The 17,167-nt window shown below is 72.4% G+C and carries 14 protein-coding genes and 1 riboswitch; of the genes, 10 read left to right on the forward strand and 4 right to left on the reverse strand.

Annotated elements, in window-relative coordinates; all coding sequences use genetic code 11:
* Positions 1-46: 46 nt before the first annotated feature.
* The 5 genes from ACFP2V_RS18830 (at position 47) to ACFP2V_RS18850 (ending at position 6,724) form a co-directional block, all read left to right on the forward strand.
* A complete protein-coding gene (locus ACFP2V_RS18830; RefSeq protein WP_381213338.1) occupies positions 47-1,249 on the forward strand; it encodes an MFS transporter in 1,203 nt (400 codons plus the stop codon).
* A gap of 83 nt (positions 1,250-1,332) precedes the next feature.
* Positions 1,333-3,288 carry a sensor histidine kinase gene (locus ACFP2V_RS18835; protein WP_381213341.1) on the forward strand — a complete coding sequence of 652 codons (1,956 nt, stop codon included), beginning with the start codon at positions 1,333-1,335 and terminating at the stop codon, positions 3,286-3,288.
* On the forward strand, positions 3,285-3,716 hold the full coding sequence (locus ACFP2V_RS18840; RefSeq protein WP_381213344.1) for a DUF742 domain-containing protein: 432 nt from the start codon (positions 3,285-3,287) through the stop codon (positions 3,714-3,716). The genes ACFP2V_RS18835 and ACFP2V_RS18840 overlap by 4 nt, the downstream gene beginning before the upstream one ends.
* Before the next feature lie 445 nt (positions 3,717-4,161).
* Positions 4,162-4,950 carry a carbon-nitrogen hydrolase family protein gene (locus tag ACFP2V_RS18845; RefSeq protein ID WP_381213347.1) on the forward strand — a complete coding sequence of 263 codons (789 nt, stop codon included), beginning with the start codon at positions 4,162-4,164 and terminating at the stop codon, positions 4,948-4,950.
* 76 nt (positions 4,951-5,026) lie between these two features.
* The gene (locus tag ACFP2V_RS18850; protein ID WP_381213350.1) at positions 5,027-6,724 is read left to right on the forward strand and encodes a flavin monoamine oxidase family protein; all 1,698 of its coding nucleotides are present in this window, start codon (positions 5,027-5,029) and stop codon (positions 6,722-6,724) included.
* 47 nt (positions 6,725-6,771) lie between these two features.
* Here the strand turns inward: ACFP2V_RS18850 and ACFP2V_RS18855 are convergent, their stop codons facing one another.
* The gene (locus ACFP2V_RS18855) at positions 6,772-7,458 is read right to left on the reverse strand and encodes a DUF5995 family protein (RefSeq protein WP_381213353.1); all 687 of its coding nucleotides are present in this window, start codon (positions 7,456-7,458) and stop codon (positions 6,772-6,774) included.
* Positions 7,459-7,629: 171 nt separating this feature from the next.
* Between ACFP2V_RS18855 and ACFP2V_RS18860 the strand changes: the two genes are divergently transcribed.
* A complete protein-coding gene (locus ACFP2V_RS18860) occupies positions 7,630-8,781 on the forward strand; it encodes a glycoside hydrolase family 6 protein (RefSeq protein ID WP_381213512.1) in 1,152 nt (383 codons plus the stop codon).
* On the opposite strand, the gene ACFP2V_RS18865 is transcribed toward ACFP2V_RS18860, so the two are convergent.
* The gene (locus ACFP2V_RS18865; RefSeq protein WP_381213356.1) at positions 8,763-10,226 is read right to left on the reverse strand and encodes a uracil-xanthine permease family protein; all 1,464 of its coding nucleotides are present in this window, start codon (positions 10,224-10,226) and stop codon (positions 8,763-8,765) included. The genes ACFP2V_RS18860 and ACFP2V_RS18865 overlap by 19 nt on opposite strands.
* A gap of 152 nt (positions 10,227-10,378) precedes the next feature.
* Positions 10,379-11,584: an MFS transporter gene (locus ACFP2V_RS18870; protein ID WP_381213359.1), complete on the reverse strand. Its 1,206-nt coding sequence runs from the start codon at positions 11,582-11,584 to the stop codon at positions 10,379-10,381.
* Positions 11,585-11,772: 188 nt separating this feature from the next.
* On the opposite strand from ACFP2V_RS18870, the gene ACFP2V_RS18875 reads away from it, so the two are divergent.
* Positions 11,773-12,978 carry an ROK family transcriptional regulator gene (locus ACFP2V_RS18875; protein WP_381213362.1) on the forward strand — a complete coding sequence of 402 codons (1,206 nt, stop codon included), beginning with the start codon at positions 11,773-11,775 and terminating at the stop codon, positions 12,976-12,978.
* Between the two features lie 65 nt (positions 12,979-13,043).
* On the opposite strand, the gene ACFP2V_RS18880 is transcribed toward ACFP2V_RS18875, so the two are convergent.
* Positions 13,044-13,802, reverse strand: coding sequence for an SDR family oxidoreductase (locus tag ACFP2V_RS18880; RefSeq protein ID WP_381213365.1), 759 nt, complete (start codon positions 13,800-13,802; stop codon positions 13,044-13,046).
* A 456-nt stretch (positions 13,803-14,258) separates the two neighbouring features.
* Positions 14,259-14,389, forward strand: a riboswitch (FMN riboswitch).
* Between the two features lie 144 nt (positions 14,390-14,533).
* Between ACFP2V_RS18880 and ACFP2V_RS18885 the strand changes: the two genes are divergently transcribed.
* Genes ACFP2V_RS18885 through ACFP2V_RS18895 form a run of 3 tightly spaced genes read left to right on the forward strand, consistent with a single transcriptional unit; the run spans position 14,534 to position 17,120 of the window.
* On the forward strand, positions 14,534-15,193 hold the full coding sequence (locus tag ACFP2V_RS18885; protein WP_381213368.1) for a riboflavin synthase: 660 nt from the start codon (positions 14,534-14,536) through the stop codon (positions 15,191-15,193).
* Positions 15,190-15,834: a nicotinamide mononucleotide transporter family protein gene (locus tag ACFP2V_RS18890; RefSeq protein WP_381213371.1), complete on the forward strand. Its 645-nt coding sequence runs from the start codon at positions 15,190-15,192 to the stop codon at positions 15,832-15,834. The genes ACFP2V_RS18885 and ACFP2V_RS18890 overlap by 4 nt, the downstream gene beginning before the upstream one ends.
* Positions 15,831-17,120, forward strand: a complete 1,290-nt coding sequence (locus tag ACFP2V_RS18895; RefSeq protein ID WP_381213374.1) for a bifunctional 3,4-dihydroxy-2-butanone-4-phosphate synthase/GTP cyclohydrolase II — start codon at positions 15,831-15,833, stop codon at positions 17,118-17,120. The genes ACFP2V_RS18890 and ACFP2V_RS18895 overlap by 4 nt, the downstream gene beginning before the upstream one ends.
* Positions 17,121-17,167: the final 47 nt, after the last annotated feature.

Consider the following 17,167-nt stretch of genomic DNA (forward strand, 5'->3'; position numbering starts at 1 on the left):
ACGTCCTCCACGTCCGGTGTCCGAACCGCCCTTACGGGAAGGCCCCATGACCTCCACGCCCACGCGTGCGCCCGACCCCCGCGTCCGACGGCTGACGACCACGCTGTACGGCTACGCGTTCCTCGAAGACTTCGTGCTGCTCTACCCGGTGTACGCGCTGCTGTTCAGCGACACCGGCCTCACCGTCTGGCAGATCTCCTCCCTGTTCGTCCTCTGGTCGGTCACCGGCGTCCTGCTGGAGGTCCCCTCCGGCGTCTGGGCCGACGCCGTCTCGCGCCGCCTGCTCCTGTGGCTCGGCCCACTGCTCACCGCCGCCGGCTTCGCCCTGTGGGTACTGCTGCCCTCGTACGGCGCCTTCGCGGCCGGCTTCGTCCTGTGGGGCGCCGGCGGAGCACTCGCCTCCGGGTCGCTGGAGGCCCTGGTCCACGACGAACTGGAGCGGCTCGGGGCGGCCGGCCGCTATGCCCGGATCATGGGCCGGGCCCGCGCGGCCGGCCTGGTGGCCGTGATGGCGGCCATGGGACTCGCCGGTCCGGTGCTCGGCTGGGGCGGCCACACCGCCGTCGGCGCCGCCAGCATCCTGGCGTGCCTGCTGACCGCGGCCGCCGCCCTCCGGTTCCCGGAACACCGGCCCCCGGCGGCGGGCCCCCACCGCTGGATCGCACCCCTGCGCGCCGGACTGGCCGAGGCGCGCGCCGACCGGTCGGTGCGCGGCGCGCTGCTGCTGGTACCGGCCGTCGGCGCGGTGTGGGGCGCCCTCGACGAGTACACACCGCTGCTGGTGCGGGACACCGGCGTCGCGGACGAGACCGTCCCCTACCTCCTGTTGCTGATCTGGGCCGGTGCCACCGCCGGGAGCCTGCTCGCCGGCGAGGGCGAACGGCTCGGTACGACCGGACTCGCGGTCCTGCTCGCCGGCGCCGGACTCGCCCTGGCCGTCGGCTCGCTCGCCGGTACGCCCGCCGGGCTGATCCTGGTCGCCCTCGCCTTCGGCGGCTTTCAGACGGCGACCGTACTGGCCGACGCGCGGCTCCAGCGGCGCGTCGGGGACACCGGGCGGGCCACCCTGACCTCGCTCGCGGGCCTGGGCACCGAGCTGGCCACGGTCGCGGTGTTCGGCGGTTATGCCCTGCTCGCCTCGCAGAGCCCGCACAGCACGGCCTTCGCCGTGTTCGCGCTGTCGTATCCGGTGACGGCGTTACTCCTGGTACTCGAGAGGCCATTGCGCTCGCCGGGAGGCATCCCGTAGGTTGTCCGCCACTCGCTACCGATGGGTAACACCCGTTGGTTTCTGCTTCGCCGCCCAGTAACCCGAGCGCCCTGGGGAGAGCCATGCGCCGGCTCATCGGCCGTCCCGCCACGGTCCGCGCCCGCATCGTCGCGCTTGCGTTCGCTCCGGCGCTCGCCCTGCTGGCGCTGTGGACCTTCACCATGGTGTCGGTCACCGGCGAACTGCGCGCACTGGTCCGGCTGCAGGGCGTGTACGAGGACTTCGGCACGCCCGTCGACACGGCGATCGGGCAGATCCAGATCGAACGGCGGTTGGCCGCGACCTACTTGGGGGCGGGCCACCGTACGTCCGCGACCCTGGAGCTCATGGAGCAGCAGCGCCGCACCGACCGTGCCGTGAACGCCATGCGCGACGCGATCCGGGACGGCGACCGCGACCGGCTCTCCGGCCCGCAACGCGAGGCCCTCGACGCCATGGTCGGCGCCGCCGAGGAACTGGAGGAGCTGCGCCAGCGGGTGCTGGCCCGCGATATCTCCTGGGACCGGGCCGTCGACGAGTACGGTGCGCTCGTGGAACCCGGATTCGACATCCAGTCCGCCCTCACCGCCCTGCAGGCAGGGCAGCTCGCGCGGGAGGCGCAGGTCGTCGTCGAACTCGTCCGGGTAAGGGAGTTCGTCTCCAGCGAGGACGCCCTCGTCGCCGGGGCGCGTGCGGCCGGCCGACTGACCGACCGGCAGTACGACACCCTCACCGCGACGATCGGGCACCGCCGGGTCTTCGAGCGGACGTACGTGGCCGACCTGCCGGCCGACTCACGGGCACTGTTCCAGGAGTTCCGGCGCGGCGAGCTGCACGGCGCGTTGACCCGGAGCGAGGACGTGCTGCTGCGGGCGGGGCCGGAGCGCGCCGACGAGGCCGTCGCGGCAGGATCCTGGCGTACGACCACCGACCGGGCCGTCAAGCGCTACATGGAGCTGTGCACCCAGGCGGCCCTCAACTCCGCCGAGCGCGGCCGGACCTTCGCCCATCAGGAGCTGATCAAGGCAGCCGTCGTCGGCGGGCTCGGGCTGGCGGCCATCGGCCTGTCCCTGTGGTGGGCGGTGCGCGGTGCCCGCCGCATCTCCCGCCGGCTGGAGGAGCTGCGGGATGCGGCCGACCTGCTGACCGCCCGCCAGCTACCCGATGTCATGGTCAGGTTGAGCGCCGGTGAGGAGGTGGACGCGGCGGCCGAGGCACCGCCGCTGGCCGACGGGGAGGCGGAGCCCGACGAGATAGGCCAGGTCGGCCGGTCCTTCAACGCCGCCCGTCTCGCCGCCGTCGAGGCCGCCGTCCGGCAGGCCACCCTGCGCCGCGGGCTGTTCGCGGTTCTCCTCACCATCGCCCGGCGCAACCAGACCCTGGTGCACCGCCAGCTGAAACTCGTCGACACGCTGGAACGGCACACGGACGACCCCGACATGCTGGAGCAGCTGTTCCGCATCGACCACCTCACCACCCGGATGCGGCGCCACGCGGAGAACCTGATCATCCTCTCCGGCGCTGCCCCGGGCCGCAGGTGGCGTCTCCCCGTGCCCATCGCCGACGTCGTCTCCTCCGCGGTGAGCGAGATCGAGGACTACACGCGCGTGGAGGTCCCGCCGATGGACCGGGTCGGCATCGCCGCGGACGCCGTCGCGGACGTCGTCCACCTCGTCGCCGAACTTCTGGAGAACGCCACGGTGTTCTCACCCCCGCACACCCGGGTGACACTGCGCACCGGCCGGGAGCGCGGCGGCTTCGTCCTGCGGATCGACGACCGGGGCCCCGGCCTTGGCTTCGGACCGCTCCACGAGGCCCACCGCACCCTCAGCCACCCCGATGACTTCGACCCCTCCCGTCACGACCGGCTCGGCCTGTACGTGGTGGGCCGGCTCGCCGCGCGGCACGCCATCGAGGTGACGCTGCACGATTCCCCGTACGGCGGGACGACGGCCGCCGTGCTGCTGCCCGGAGAGGTACTGGCGCACCTGGAGTCCGAGGTGCCCGAGGAGACGGAGGGCATGTCCTCGCTGCCGTGACCGACGACGGCGACCGGTACGACGGCGACCACCTGCACGACCGCGATCACCTGCACGACGGCGACCGGTACGAGGACGAGACCGGCTTGATGGTGCGGCCCTACGCCGTCACGCGGGGCCGGACCCGGCCCTCGGGCGGGCCCACCGTCGCCCTGCTGTCCCAGGTCGGTGCCGTGGAGTCCGGCCTGGCACAGCCCGGTGTCGACCACGCCCGCACTCGCCTGCTCGACCTGGTGCGCCGCCGGGGCCCACTGCCGGTCGTCGAGCTCGCGGCGGCCGCCGACCTGCCGCTGACCATCATCCGGGTGCTTCTCGCGGACCTGGCCGGGGCCGGCCTGGTGTGGATCGGCGCACCGCGCCGCACAGGCGGGCCGGCGACCGACCCGGAGCTCCTGCGCGAGATCGTGGCACGGCTCCGGGAGCTGTGATCCCACATCCTGCCCACCGACATGCCGACCGCGACCTCACGTCGGGCCCCGGTCGCGGACGGGGACGCCGGTGCTCCGGCCCTGGGCGCCGGGCGCGCCGGACGCGGTGGTGACGACGGAGGCGAGGGAGGTCGTCCCAGAGGGTCTCACCTGCGGTGGTGTGCCGCGTCCGCGGTTGACGGCGGCCTCTGTGCAGGTGAAAGGGAGGTCACCGCGGCCCCCGATGTCGTGCCCGCCCCCTGCGACTCCGGTCGGAGGCAAGCCCCGGTCAGGAGTGCGCAACGAATCGCCGCCGATCCCGCACCGGACGCAATGATCCGCCCACCGGTGCGCAACGGCCACTTCTTGCCTGGCCGAGCCGGCCGACCGTACCGTCTATGCGATCCCTCCCGGCGGCCCCTCCGCCCTCCTCCCTTGCCCTCCCGCGTACCGACGAGGAACACGCATGCGCATCGCCCTGCTCCAGAGCTCCGGACGGCCCGGTTCCGTCGCCGGGAACCTCAAGGCACTCGACGAGGCCGCGGGCCGGGCCGCCGCGGCCGGCGCCGGGCTGCTCGTCACACCGGAGCTGTTCCTGACCGGGTACGCGATCGGCGACGACATCGCGGTGCTCGCCGAGCCCGCCGACGGCGACGCGGCCGACGCGATCGCCCGGACCGCCACCCGGCACGGGCTCGCCGTCGCCTACAGCTACCCGGAGCGCGCGGGCGACACGGTCCACAACTCCACCCAGCTCATCTCCGCGGACGGCATCCGCCTCGCGAACTACCGCAAGACCCACCTCTTCGGCCCCTTCGAGCAGGACCACTTCGCCCCCGGCGACCAACAGGTCGTCCAGGCCGAGCTGCACGGCCTCACCGTCGGCCTGCTGACCTGCTACGACATCGAGTTCCCCGAGAACGCGCGCGCCCACGCCCTGGCCGGCACCGATCTCCTGCTGGTGCCCACCGCGCTGATGCATCCGTTCCAGTTCGTCGCCGAGTCCCTCGTGCCGGTAAGGGCGTTCGAGAACCAGATGTACATCGCGTACGTCAACCGGGTCGGCCAGGAGGGCGAGTGGGAGTTCGCGGGGCTCTCCACCCTCGCCGGACCCGACGGGGTCGCCCGTACCCGGGCGGGGCGCGGCGAGGAACTGGTTCTCGCCGAAGCGGACCCCGTGCTCCTCGCCGCCTCCCGCGAGCACAACCCGTATCTGCGGCACCGCCGCCCCGCCCTGTACGGCTCCTGCGGCTGAACCCGCCTTCCCCGCGACACCTTTCCCCCTCCCCGTAACACCTTTTGACACCATCAGCGCAAGGAGTCCGTACCCCATGACGTCCACGGTGCCCAACGCCGTCGAGCACGCCGACGAGCAGCAGCCGCCGATCACCATGTTCGGCCCGGACTTCCCGTACGCGTACGACGACTTCCTCGCTCACCCCGCGGGCCTCGGCCAGATCCCCGCGACGGAGCACGGCACCGAGGTCGCGGTGATCGGCGGCGGCCTGTCCGGCATCATCACCGCCTACGAGCTGATGAAGATGGGCCTCAAGCCCGTCGTGTACGAGGCCGACCGGATCGGTGGCCGGCTGCGCACCGTCGGATTCGAGGGCTGCGACCCCGCGCTCACCGCCGAGATGGGCGCGATGCGCTTCCCGCCGTCCTCCACGGCCCTCCAGCACTACATCGACCTGGTGGGCCTCGAGACCCGTCCGTTCCCCAACCCCCTCGCCGCGTCGACGCCTTCGACCGTCGTCGACCTCAAGGGCGAGTCCCACTACGCCGAGACCCTCGACGACCTCCCGCAGGTCTACCGGGACGTGGCCGACGCCTGGGCCCGGTGCCTGGAGGAGGGCGCGGACTTCTCCGACATGAACCGCGCCCTGCGCGAGCGCGACGTCCCGCGCATCCGCGAGATCTGGTCCGGGCTCGTCGAGAAGCTCGACGACCAGACCTTCTACGGCTTCCTCTGCGACTCCGAGGCCTTCAGGTCCTTCCGGCACCGCGAGATCTTCGGCCAGGTCGGCTTCGGCACCGGCGGCTGGGACACCGACTTCCCCAACTCCATCCTGGAGATCCTGCGCGTCGTCTACACCGAGGCCGACGACCATCACCGAGGCATCGTCGGCGGCTCGCAGCAGCTGCCGCTGCGCCTGTGGGAGCGCGAGCCGGAGAAGCTCGTCCACTGGCCGTACGGCACCTCGCTGAAGGCCCTGCACGTGGACGGCGAGCCGCGCCCGGCGGTGACGCGGCTGCGCCGCACCGCGGGCCACCGCCTCACGGTGACGGATGCGAACGGAGACGTCCGTACCTACAGGGCGGCCGTCTTCACCGCCCAGTCCTGGATGCTGCTGTCCAAGATCGCCTGCGACGACGCGCTCTTCCCGATCGACCACTGGACCGCCATCGAGCGCACCCACTACATGGAGTCCAGCAAGCTCTTCGTACCCGTCGACCGGCCCTTCTGGCTCGACAAGGACGAGGACACGGGACGGGACGTCATGTCGATGACGCTGACCGACCGCATGACCCGGGGCACCTATCTGCTGGACGACGGCCCGGACCGGCCCGCCGTCATCTGCCTGTCCTACACCTGGTGCGACGACAGCCTGAAGTGGCTGCCGCTGTCACCGAACGAGCGGATGGAGGTCATGCTGAAGTCGCTGGGCGAGATCTACCCGAAGGCCGACATCAGGAAGCACATCATCGGCAACCCGGTCACCGTCTCCTGGGAGAACGAGCCCTACTTCATGGGCGCGTTCAAGGCCAACCTGCCCGGTCACTACCGTTACCAGCGGCGCCTGTTCACGCACTTCATGCAGGACCGGCTGCCCGAGGACAAGCGGGGCGTCTTCCTCGCCGGCGACGACATCTCCTGGACGGCCGGCTGGGCCGAGGGCGCCGTCCAGACCGCGCTCAACGCCGTCTGGGGCGTCATGCACCACTTCGGGGGAGAGACCGACGCGGCCAATCCCGGGCCCGGTGACGTGTACGACGAGATCGAGCCGGTGGAACTCTCCGACGACTGAACCCGGTCGCATCATGGGCGCGGCGACCGGCCGGCCCCGGTTTCCGCTCAGTCGGGCAGCGGTGTGAGCAGCATGCGCCCGGCGAAGCCCACGGCCATGTCGAGGCGTGCGGCGAACTCCTCGGTGACGTCCGGCAGTCCGCGCAGCGCCCACAGCGCGCGGGCCGCCGTCCATGCGGCGTCCCGGGCGCGGTCCAGGCTCCACGCGCCGGCCAGATGGGTGAGGGGATCGGCGAGCTGGAGGATGTCGGGGCCGGGCATCAGGTCCTCGCGGATGCGTTCCTCCAGCGCGGTCAACAGGTCGCCCACCTGCTCGAACTCGTCCTCCAGCCGGGCGGGTTCGCAGCCGAGCGTACGGCAGGTGTCCACGACGGCGAGTGCCAGATCGTGACCGATGTGCGCATTGATGCCCGCCAGTGCGAACTGCAGCGGACGTACGCCGGGATGGTGGCGGAACTGGAACAGCGGACGCCAGCAGGCCGGCGGGCGGAGCCCCTTGGACACCGCTTCGACGGCGGCCAGATAGCGCTCGGCGAACACCACGTTCAGGGTGACCGCCGCCCGCGTGTCCACGAGCAGACCCGCGTCGATGCGCCGGTCGGCCTCCGTCGTCACCGTGAGGTAGACCCGGTTGAAGACCGCGATCCCGTCCCGGCTGGGCAGGGCGGAGTCGAGGGCGCGCATACGGGAGACGACCGTGTCTACGGGGGTGTGGACTTGTTCGCGTTGCGCCATGAGCGCAGAGTCGCACCTTTAGTGTGGTGCCCGTGGCGGCGGGCCCGAGGCTTCCCCGGAACGGGGTAACGCGTCCGTCGTGGGGGAGGGGAGCAGTACGTGTCAGGTTCGCGTGCCCAACGCCTGGCCGCTCGGCGATCCGCGCGCAGAGGCGTGGCCCGGCGCGGCGCCATGGTCGCGGCCGCCTCCGTCGTGGTCGCCGTCGGTACCGCCACCGGGATGATCTCGTCCTTCGGCGAGGACCGCGGCTCGGACGAGGCACGGCCGCCCGAGGTGACCGCGTCGCCCCGGCTGGAACCACCGCCCGCCGTGCCGTCCCCGTCGTCCGCCGGGCCCTCCCCGTCCGCCTCCCCGGAGCCCGGTCCTGAGAAGGACGAGAAGAAGGAGGGGAAGCGGGGGAAGGCGAGTGCCACGCCGTCCGCGGCCGGGAGCGTGCCGGAACAGCGGTCCGGCGCGGCGTCCCCCCGGCTCTACCGCCACTCCGAGTCCCAGGTCCTGGACTGGGTGCGGGCCAACCCCGGCGATCCGCGCCGGGCGGTCATAGAGTCCCGCATCGGCGACCGGCCCGCGGCGGTGTGGTTCGCGGACTACTCACCGGACACCGTGACCACGCGGGTGCGCGCGGTCACCTCGGGCGGTGCCGCGCGGGGGCAGGTGCCCGTCGTCGTGCCGTACGCGATACCCGACCGTGACTGCGGTGGGTACTCCCAGGGGGGAGCGCCCGATCTGGACGCCTACGACGGCTGGATCGACCGGTTCGCCGCCGGGCTGGGGTCCGGCGAGGTCGTCGTGATCCTGGAGCCGGACTCCCTCGCCCAGGTCGAATGCCTCTCCACGGGCGAGCGCACCGCACGCTTCGCCTCGCTGGCCCGCGCCGGACGGGTGCTGAAGGAGGCCAACCCCCGGGCACGCGTCTACTACGACGCCGGGCACTCCGGGTGGAACGCTCCCGCGAAACAGGCCGGCTGGCTGCGGCAGGCCGGGGCCGCGTCGGCGGCCTCCTCCGACGGCATCTTCAGCAACGTCTCCAACTTCCACGCCACCGCCGACGAGATCGCCTACGACCGGCGGGTGCTCGACGCCCTCGGCGGCCCGTCGGGCCTCGGCGCCGTGATCGACACCAGCCGCAACGGCAACGGCGCTCCGGCCGCCGGCCAGTGGTGCGACCCCGAGGGCCGCGCACTCGGCCGGGCCCCGACGCTCAGCACCGGCGAGGCCGGGATCGACGCCTACCTGTGGGTCAAGCTGCCGGGGGAATCGGACGGATGCAAGGGGGCGCCGGGCACCTTCACCCCGTCCTACGCCTACGACTTGGCGCGTTGACCACCTTCGCCGTCCGCCGCGCCGTCGCCCTTCCCACCGCTCTTGCCGCTCGCGCCGGCATCGGCGCCTTCGTCGCTCGTGTCATAGGACGAGGTGCCCTCGTCGAGCAGCGGCTCCTGCGTCTTGAGGTGGGCGGGCGCGAAGGCGCGCAGCGCGTGGTACCCGGTGATGACGACGAGCGTGCCGAGCGCGATGCCGCTGAGCGAGAAGGTGTCGGTGAACTCCATCGTGACGTTGCCGACGCCGATGATGATGCCCGCGGCGGCCGGCACCAGGTTCAGCGGATTGCGCAGGTCCACCTTGGCGTTGGTCCAGATCTGGGCGCCGAGCAGGCCGATCATGCCGTACAGGATGACGGTGATGCCGCCGAGCACACCCCCGGGGACGGCCGCCACGACCGCGCCGAACTTCGGGCAGAGGCCGAACAGCAGGGCGAAGCCCGCGGCCGCCCAGTACGCGGCGGTCGAGTAGACGCGGGTCGCCGCCATCACACCGATGTTCTCGGAATACGTGGTGTTGGGCGGGCCGCCGACGGCGGTGGACAGCATGGAGCCGACACCGTCGGCGGAGATGGCCGTGCCCAGCTTGTCGTCGAGGTTGTCGCCGGTCATCTCGCCGACGGCCTTGACGTGTCCGGCGTTCTCGGCGATCAGCGCGATGACGACCGGCAGGGCGACCAGGATCGCCGACCACTCGAAGGACGGGCCGTGCAGGGCCGGCAGGCCGATCCAGTCGGCCTGGCCGACGCCCGACAGGTCCAGGCGCCAGTGATCGGTGACCTCACCGCTCGCGTCCGCGGAGTGGATCTGCCCGAAGACCCGGTCGAGGCCCCAGGAGAGGACGTACCCGAAGACCAGCCCGAGGAAGATCGCGATGCGGGACCAGAAACCGCGCAGGCACACCACCGCCAGGCCGGTGAACAGCATCACGAACAGGGCGGTCCACTGGTCCTGCGGCCAGTAGGTGGCGGCCGTGACCGGCGCCAGGTTGAAGCCGATCAGCATCACCACCGCACCGGTGACGATCGGGGGCATCGTGGCATGGATGACCCGCGCCCCGAAGTGCCGCACCGCGAGCCCCACCAGGAACAGCGCGGCCCCGACCACGAACACCGCACCGGTGACGGTGGCGCTGGACCCGCCCTGGGCCCGGATGACCGCGGCGACGCCGACGAAGGACAGCGAGCAGCCCAGATAGCTGGGCACCCGGCCGCGCGTGGCCAGCAGGAAGATGATGGTCGCGACGCCCGACATCATGATCGCGAGATTGGGGTCCAGACCCATGAGGACCGGGGCGACGAACGACGCCCCGAACATCGCCACGACGTGCTGGGCGCCGAGTCCCGCGGTGCGGGGCCACGAGAGCCGTTCGTCGGGACGGACCACCGCGCCGGGGGCCGGGGTGCGTCCGTCGCCGTGCAGTGTCCAGCGGACGCCGAGATCCATGGGCTGTCGCTTTCGTCGTTCGTGCAGCGTGTCCGGACCATTGTGCGGGCTGATCAGGCATGCTCCGTTCGCGGGGGGAGGGCGGGGAGCGTTCGCGCAGAGCGCCCGCCCGGAGCGTCCCCGGGCGTGCCCGGTCCCGGGGAACGCGACGGTCAGGGCCGAGGGTCGGGAACCGCCGCGTCGGACCGGGCGATCTTCACCCGGTCCCCGGCGCGCAGCACGCCCGCGAAGCCGGCCAGACCGCACGACAACACCGTGACCAGGACGAACGACACCACCAGACTGGTTGCCTGGGCCAGCAGCCCGATCGCGCTCGGAGCGATCAGCCCCGAGGTGTACGTGACGGTCGCGACGCCCGCGATGGCGAGGCTCGGGTTGCTGCCGCTGCGGCCGGCCGCGGCGAAGCACAGCGGCACCACCACCGCGATGCCGAGACCCATCAGCGCGAAGCCGGCCATCGCCGTCGCGGGGTGCTGCGCGAGGACGATCAGCAGTCCGCCACAGACGGCGACGACACCGCTCGCGCGGACCGTGCGCACCGCGCCGTAGCGGTCCACCACCCGGTCCCCGGCGATCCGGGCGACCGCCATGGTGAGCGTGAAACCGGTGGTGCAGGCCGCAGCGAGACCGGCCGAGGTCTCCAGCTGGTCACGCAGATAGACCGCCGACCAGTCCAGGCTCGCGCCCTCCGCGAAGACCGCGCAGAAGCCGATCGCGCCGATCAGCAGCGCGGAGCGGGGCGGCAGCGCGAACCTCGGCGGCGGCTCCTCGTCCGCGGCGGACCGCAGATCGAGTACGTGGCCGGCCGCGGCGACGCCCACCACGGTCAGGACACCGGCCGCGAGCGTGTGGTGCAGCCGGGCGTCCGCACCGAGGTGCGCGGCGAGCGTGCCGGCCGCCGAACCGATCAGGGCGCCGGCGCTCCACATGCCGTGCAGCCCGGACATGATCGACCGGTCGAGCCGGTTCTCCACCTCCACGCCCAGGGCGTTCATCGCCACGTCGGACATGCCGGCCGTGGCGCCGTAGGCGAACAGGGCCAGGCAGAGGGTGAGCAGGTTCGGGGCGACGGAGGGCAGGACCAGCGCGAGCGTCCACAAAGCGATCAGCCCGCGCAGTGCGGCCCGGGCGCCGAAGCGGTGGCTGATGCGCCCCGCCAGCGGCATCGCGACGGACGCGCCGAGCGCGGGGAAGGCGAGCGCGAGCCCCAACTGTCCGGGGCTCACGCCGGCATGGTCCTGGATCCACGGTACGCGGGTGGCGAACGAGCCCGTGACGGCGCCGTGCACGGCGAACACCGCCCCCACGGCGTACCGCGCCCGCCGCACCTCGCGCTGCCCGTACACCTCTGCGCTCATGGTCCCGCCCCTCCCGGTCGCCTTGGGCATCCCTGACGCGTCGCGTAAACTATCAGGAACCCTGCCTGAAAGATAAGGGGATTTTCGCCAGTCCAGCCCAGTCCAGCCCAGTCCAGCCCGGTCCGGTCCTGCTGCCGTGACTTCGGCCGCCCGCCGCCGGCCGCCCGCCGATCTGGAAGGATCACGCCATGGCCGCATCCCCGAGCACTGCCCGAGCCATCAACGACCGGCTCGCCCTGCGGCTGCTCCAGCAGGAAGGCCCGCTGACGGCCGGGCAGTTGAAGCAGCTGACCGGGCTGTCCCGGCCCACCGTGGCCGACCTCGCCGAGCGGCTGACCGCGGCCGGGCTGATCACCGTGGTCGGAGAGGCCGGGGAGCAACGGCGCGGGCCGAACGCGAAGGTGTACGGGATCGTCGCCGACCGGGCGCACCTGGCCGCACTCGACGTGCGGACCGAGGGCGTCGCCGTGACCGTGTCCGACCTCGTCGGCACGGTCCTGGCCGAGGCCTCCGTGCCGATCGCTCCGGCCGCCGGGACGGGCCCGGCCGTGGAACGGGCGGTGACCCTGGTCGAGCGGACCTTGAAGGAGGCGGGGGCCGACCGGCCGCACACCATCGGCGTCGGCGCCCCCGGGCTGATCGACCCCGCGAGCGGGGAACTGCGCGACTCCAAGGGGCTGCCGGAATGGCACCGCCTGCTGGTCGCCGCGCTTCAGGAACGGCTGCCCGGGACGCGGGTCAGCCTCGAGAACGAGACCAACCTCGCCGCCCTGGCCGAGCAGCGCGACGGGGCCGCCCGCGGCCGCGACACCTTCGTCCTGCTGTGGCTCGGCCACGGCACCGGCGCGGCCGTGATCCTGGACGGCGCCCTGCGCCGGGGCGCCTCCGGCGGCACGGGTGAGATCGGCTTCCTGCCGGTCCCGGGCACGTCGGGCCTGCCGTCGGCCACGGACTGCGGCGGCGGCTTCCACTCCCTCGCATCGGCGGCGGCGGTCGCGGAACTGGCGGGGGAGTACGGGGTCGTGGCCGAGCCGGGAGGGGAACCGGCGGCGGGAGCGGTACGGGCGGCCGTCGCGCGGGCGGGGGAGGAGCCGGGCTCCGCGGACGCGGGTTTCCTCGACGCCCTCGCCGACCGCGTCGCCGTGGGGGTCGCGTCGGTGGCCGCGCTGCTGGATCCCGGGTGCGTGGTGCTCGGCGGGGAGATCGGACAGGCGGGCGGCGAGGAACTCGCCGCCCGCGTGCAGGACCGGACGGCCCGGATGTCACCGTTGCCCACCGAGGTGCGGGCGAGTGTCCTGGGCGGCGGAGCGGTGCTGCGAGGCGCCCTCCTGACAGCCCGTGACCACGCCCAGGACGAACTCTTCGGCCCGGCCGCGCAGGGGCACGCCCACTGAAACGCCCCCTCGGCGCCGCGCACGCCCCCGCGGCGCCCGCGGCGGCTCATTCACCCGGTGCGCGCTCACTTGCCCGCGCGTGCGCGCTGCGCCCGGGCCGCCAGGAACTCCTCGAAGGTGCCCTTGCCCACCGCGTGCTCCGGGGCGAGATGGCCGCCGGCACGGAAGGCGCGGTACGCCGCGCCCCGAAGGGGGACCTTGACCACCGCGCGGCGGCGGCCCGCGGCCTCCAGGTAGGAACGCGCCAGGGACTCCAACGTGCGCACCTCCGGCCCGCCCATGTCCGCGACGCGCCCCGCGGGCCCGCCCCGGGCCAGTTCCGCCAGGCGGTCCGCGACCTCGGTCACCTCGATCGGCTGGTCCTTCACATGGGCCGGCAGCAGCATCACCGGAGCCTTGCCCAGTCCCTGGAGGAGGGTGAGCACCAGGTCGTGGAACTGGGTCGTACGGAGCACGGTCCAGCCGAGCCCCGACTCCTCGATCAGCCGCTCCACCGCGAGCTTGGTCCTGTAGTAGCCGAACGGCACCTGGTCGACACCGACGATCGAGATGTAGACGACATGCCCCACCCCGGCCCGCCGCGCCGCCGCCACGAGGTTCTTCGCCGCCTCCTCGTCGCCGCCGCGCTGGGTGGTCGCACAGTGGACGATCGTGTCCACGCCGGTGACGGCCGCGTCCAGCGCATCGCCGCCCCGGCGCAGGTCGACGGCGTACGGCTGGGAGTGCCGGCTGAGCACCCGCACCTCCTGCGCGCCCGTCCGCGACCGCTCGATGACATGCCGGCCGAGGGTTCCCGTACCGCCGGTCACCAGGATTGTGGTCATGCCGTTCAGCTCCTCAGGTCCTGTCGTCGGACGCCGGCGCTCCTGCCGGCGCACCTTTGTCGAGTTCATCAGGAGAGAGACGGAACGTCCTCCGGGAATGTGACACGGGACCGCCGACCGGCCCGGCGAGCGGGGGCCGGCGGGCACGGTGGTGAGGCCCGGCGGCGGGCAAGGGCCGTCGTCACCGCCGCCGGGCCGGTCTCTGAGGAGGCTGAAGCAGACGGTAAGAGGACTAGACCATTCCGTCAATAGGTATGGACCAGATGCGGGGGTATCCAGGCGTGCTCCGGTGGTGCCCAAGGGTGCGAAAGGGGGCGGCGGTTGGGTGGTCGCGGGCCGCCCTCCGGGGGCCTGTCCTGCGGTGACGGCGCACGGTGTCGCTTTCTGTGAGGCAGCCCACACCCGGCGCCTGTGTGGACAGTGGGCGGGCGTGGCACACTGGCCCTGTACCAGCAGCAGCGCACTCCGGGGTCGGTGAAAGTCCGAACCGGCGGTTACAGTCCGCGACCCGGCCGCTTCCAGTGGCCGGTTGACCAGGTGAAATTCCTGGACCGACGGTTAAAGTCCGGATGGGAGGCAGTGCGCGGCGGGCGGGCATTCATGCGCGCCGCCGTACCGGTCCGTCCTCGTGGCGGGCTCCGTCCGGCGTCGCTCCCGGTGCCCTCGCCCGTACTTCTGTCGTCATCGGCAGCCCCGGAGTCCGTGCCCGAAGAGGCAGGAGGACCCGGGAAGTGTTCACCGGAATCGTCGAAGAACTGGGCGAGATCACCGCCGTCGAGACCCTTGACGACGCCTGTCGTTTCCGGTTGCGCGGCCCCGCCGTCACCGAGGGCGCGAAGCACGGCGACTCGATCGCCGTCAACGGTGTCTGCCTCACCGTCGTGGACCACGAGGACGACGAGTTCACCGCGGACGTGATGGCCGAGACCCTGAACCGTTCCAGCCTCGGTGCTCTCGCCGTCGGCTCCCGCGTCAACCTCGAACGCCCCATGGCCCTGGGCGCCCGCCTCGGCGGCCACATCGTGCAGGGGCACGTCGACGGCACCGGCCGGATCCTCGGACGCGAGCCGTCCGAGAACTGGGAGATCGTCAGGATCTCGCTCCCCGCCGAACTCTCCCGCTACGTCGTGGAGAAGGGCTCCATCACGGTCGACGGCATCAGCCTCACCGTCGTCGACGCCGGGCAGGACTTCTTCACCGTCAGCCTGATCCCCACCACCCTCGCCCTGACCACCCTCGGGCTCAAGCAGAGCGGCGACCCGGTCAACCTCGAGGTGGACGTCATCGCCAAATACGTCGAGCGGCTGATCGGCGACCGCGCGATCGGTGTTCCGGCCGTCGGCGCCCCCGTCGTGGACGCTTCGGCCGCCGGTGAGGGGGCCGCACGGTGAACTGGCTGAACTCGGAGGCCTTCACCCTCTTCGACCAGCACATCAAGTGGTCGGACATGATCGGCAACGTGATCGGTCTGGCCGCCCTGGCCCTCGGCTGGCGGCGCTCCATCTGGACCTGGCCCGCCCAATTCGTCTCGGGCGCCATCCTTTTCACGGCCTTCGCCACCGCCCACCTCTCCGGCAGCGCGGGCAAGCAGATCGTCGTCATGGTCGTCGCCGCCTGGGGATTCCGGCAGTGGAACCGCGGTCGGCAGCAGGCGCAGGACGGTTCCATCGCGGTGCGGTTCGCCACCGGCCTCGAACGCCTGCTCATGGTGGGCGCCGCGGCGGTCGGCACCCTCGCGGTGGGCGGACTGTTCACGCTGTACCCGTCCCTGTCCTGGGACCCCTGGCCGGACGCGTACATCTTCGTCGGCACCATCGTCGCCATGTACGCCCAGGCCCGCGGCATGGTCGAGTTCTGGTTCGCCTGGCTGCTGGTCGACCTCGTCGGTGTACCGCTGAACTTCGCCAACGGCTTCGCCTTCTCCGGCTTCGTCTACGTCATCTACGGCGCACTGGTCCTGTGGGGACTGCGCGACTGGTGGCTGCGCTCCCGCGAGGACGCGCGCCCCGCCCTGGAAGGAGCGCAGGCATGAGCGCGGCACCGATCCTTTACAGCACCGAGGAGTTCGAGGACCCCATGCTCGACCCGGTCGAACAGGCCATCGCCGACATCGCGGCCGGCCGCCCCGTCGTGGTCGTCGACGACGAGGACCGCGAGAACGAGGGCGACCTCGTCGTCGCCGCCGAGAAGGCGACCCCCGAGATCGTCGCCTTCATGATGAGCGAATGCCGCGGACTCATCTGCGCCCCCATGGAGAGCGACGAACTGGACCGGCTCCGCCTCCCGCAGATGGTCGAGGACAACACCGAGTCGATGAAGACGGCGTTCACCGTCTCCGTCGACGCCTCCGCCGCCCACGGCGTGAGCACCGGCATCTCGGCCGCCGACCGGGCCACCACGCTCCAACTCCTCGCGAGCGGCACCGCCGAGCCCGCCGACCTCGTCCGCCCCGGCCACATCTTCCCGCTGCGCGCCCGCTCCGGCGGCGTACTCGAACGCGACGGCCACACCGAGGCCGCCGTCGACCTCGCCCGCCTCGCGGGACTGCGCCCGGCCGGAGCCATCGTCGAGATCGCCGGCGAGGACGGCCGGATGCTGCGCCTGCCCGAACTGATCCCGTTCGCCCGCAAGCACGGCCTGACGATCATCTCCATCGAGGATCTGATCACCTACCGCCGCACCTCCGAGCCCACCGTCCGCCGCGAGGCCGAGGTGCGGCTGCCCACCTCCCACGGCGTGTTCACCGCCTACGGCTACCGCTCCACCATCGACGGCGTCGAACATGTCGCCCTCGTCCACGGAGACATCGGCGACGGCCGGGACGTCCTCGTGCGGGTCCACTCCGAATGCCTCACCGGCGACATCTTCGGCTCCCAGCGCTGCGACTGCGGCCCCCAGTTGGACGCCTCCCTGGACCGCATCCAGACGGAGGGGCGGGGCGTCGTCGTCTACCTGCGCGGACACGAGGGGCGCGGCATCGGCCTGATGTCCAAGCTGCGCGCCTACGAACTCCAGGAACGCGGACGCGACACCCTCGACGCCAACCTCGAGCTCGGCCTGCCCGCCGACGCCCGCGACTACGCCGCCGGCGCGCAGATACTCGCCGACCTCGGGGTGCGCGGAGTCCGCCTGCTGACCAACAACCCCGACAAGTCCCAGGCACTCGTCCGGTACGGCATCGAGGTCACCGGCCGCGAGCCGATGCCCGTCACCGCCGGCGAGCACAACATCCGCTACCTGCGCACCAAGCGCGACCGGATGGGCCACGACCTGCCCTGGCTGGACACGCCGACCGTGCCGGCCTGCGGCAACCAGTGACAGCGCCCGCCCGGGGCGACCACCCACCACGGCCGCCGCAGGCAGGA

The organism is Streptomyces incanus (genome assembly GCF_042656345.1).
GTDB classification, from domain to species: domain Bacteria; phylum Actinomycetota; class Actinomycetes; order Streptomycetales; family Streptomycetaceae; genus Streptomyces; species Streptomyces incanus.

Bases quoted from the DNA above. Each gene is read 5' to 3' on its own strand.
- ACFP2V_RS18830 (WP_381213338.1), top strand. From the start codon at position 47: ATGACCTCCACGCCCACGCGTGCGCCCGACCCCCGCGTCCGACGGCTG.
- ACFP2V_RS18835 (WP_381213341.1), top strand. From the start codon at position 1,333: ATGCGCCGGCTCATCGGCCGTCCCGCCACGGTCCGCGCCCGCATCGTC.
- ACFP2V_RS18845 (WP_381213347.1), top strand. From the start codon at position 4,162: ATGCGCATCGCCCTGCTCCAGAGCTCCGGACGGCCCGGTTCCGTCGCC.
- ACFP2V_RS18850 (WP_381213350.1), top strand. From the start codon at position 5,027: ATGACGTCCACGGTGCCCAACGCCGTCGAGCACGCCGACGAGCAGCAG.
- ACFP2V_RS18855 (WP_381213353.1), bottom strand. From the start codon at position 7,458: ATGGCGCAACGCGAACAAGTCCACACCCCCGTAGACACGGTCGTCTCC.
- ACFP2V_RS18860 (WP_381213512.1), top strand. From the start codon at position 7,630: ATGGTCGCGGCCGCCTCCGTCGTGGTCGCCGTCGGTACCGCCACCGGG.
- ACFP2V_RS18865 (WP_381213356.1), bottom strand. From the start codon at position 10,226: ATGGATCTCGGCGTCCGCTGGACACTGCACGGCGACGGACGCACCCCG.
- ACFP2V_RS18870 (WP_381213359.1), bottom strand. From the start codon at position 11,584: ATGAGCGCAGAGGTGTACGGGCAGCGCGAGGTGCGGCGGGCGCGGTAC.
- ACFP2V_RS18875 (WP_381213362.1), top strand. From the start codon at position 11,773: ATGGCCGCATCCCCGAGCACTGCCCGAGCCATCAACGACCGGCTCGCC.
- ACFP2V_RS18880 (WP_381213365.1), bottom strand. From the start codon at position 13,802: ATGACCACAATCCTGGTGACCGGCGGTACGGGAACCCTCGGCCGGCAT.
- ACFP2V_RS18895 (WP_381213374.1), top strand. From the start codon at position 15,831: ATGAGCGCGGCACCGATCCTTTACAGCACCGAGGAGTTCGAGGACCCC.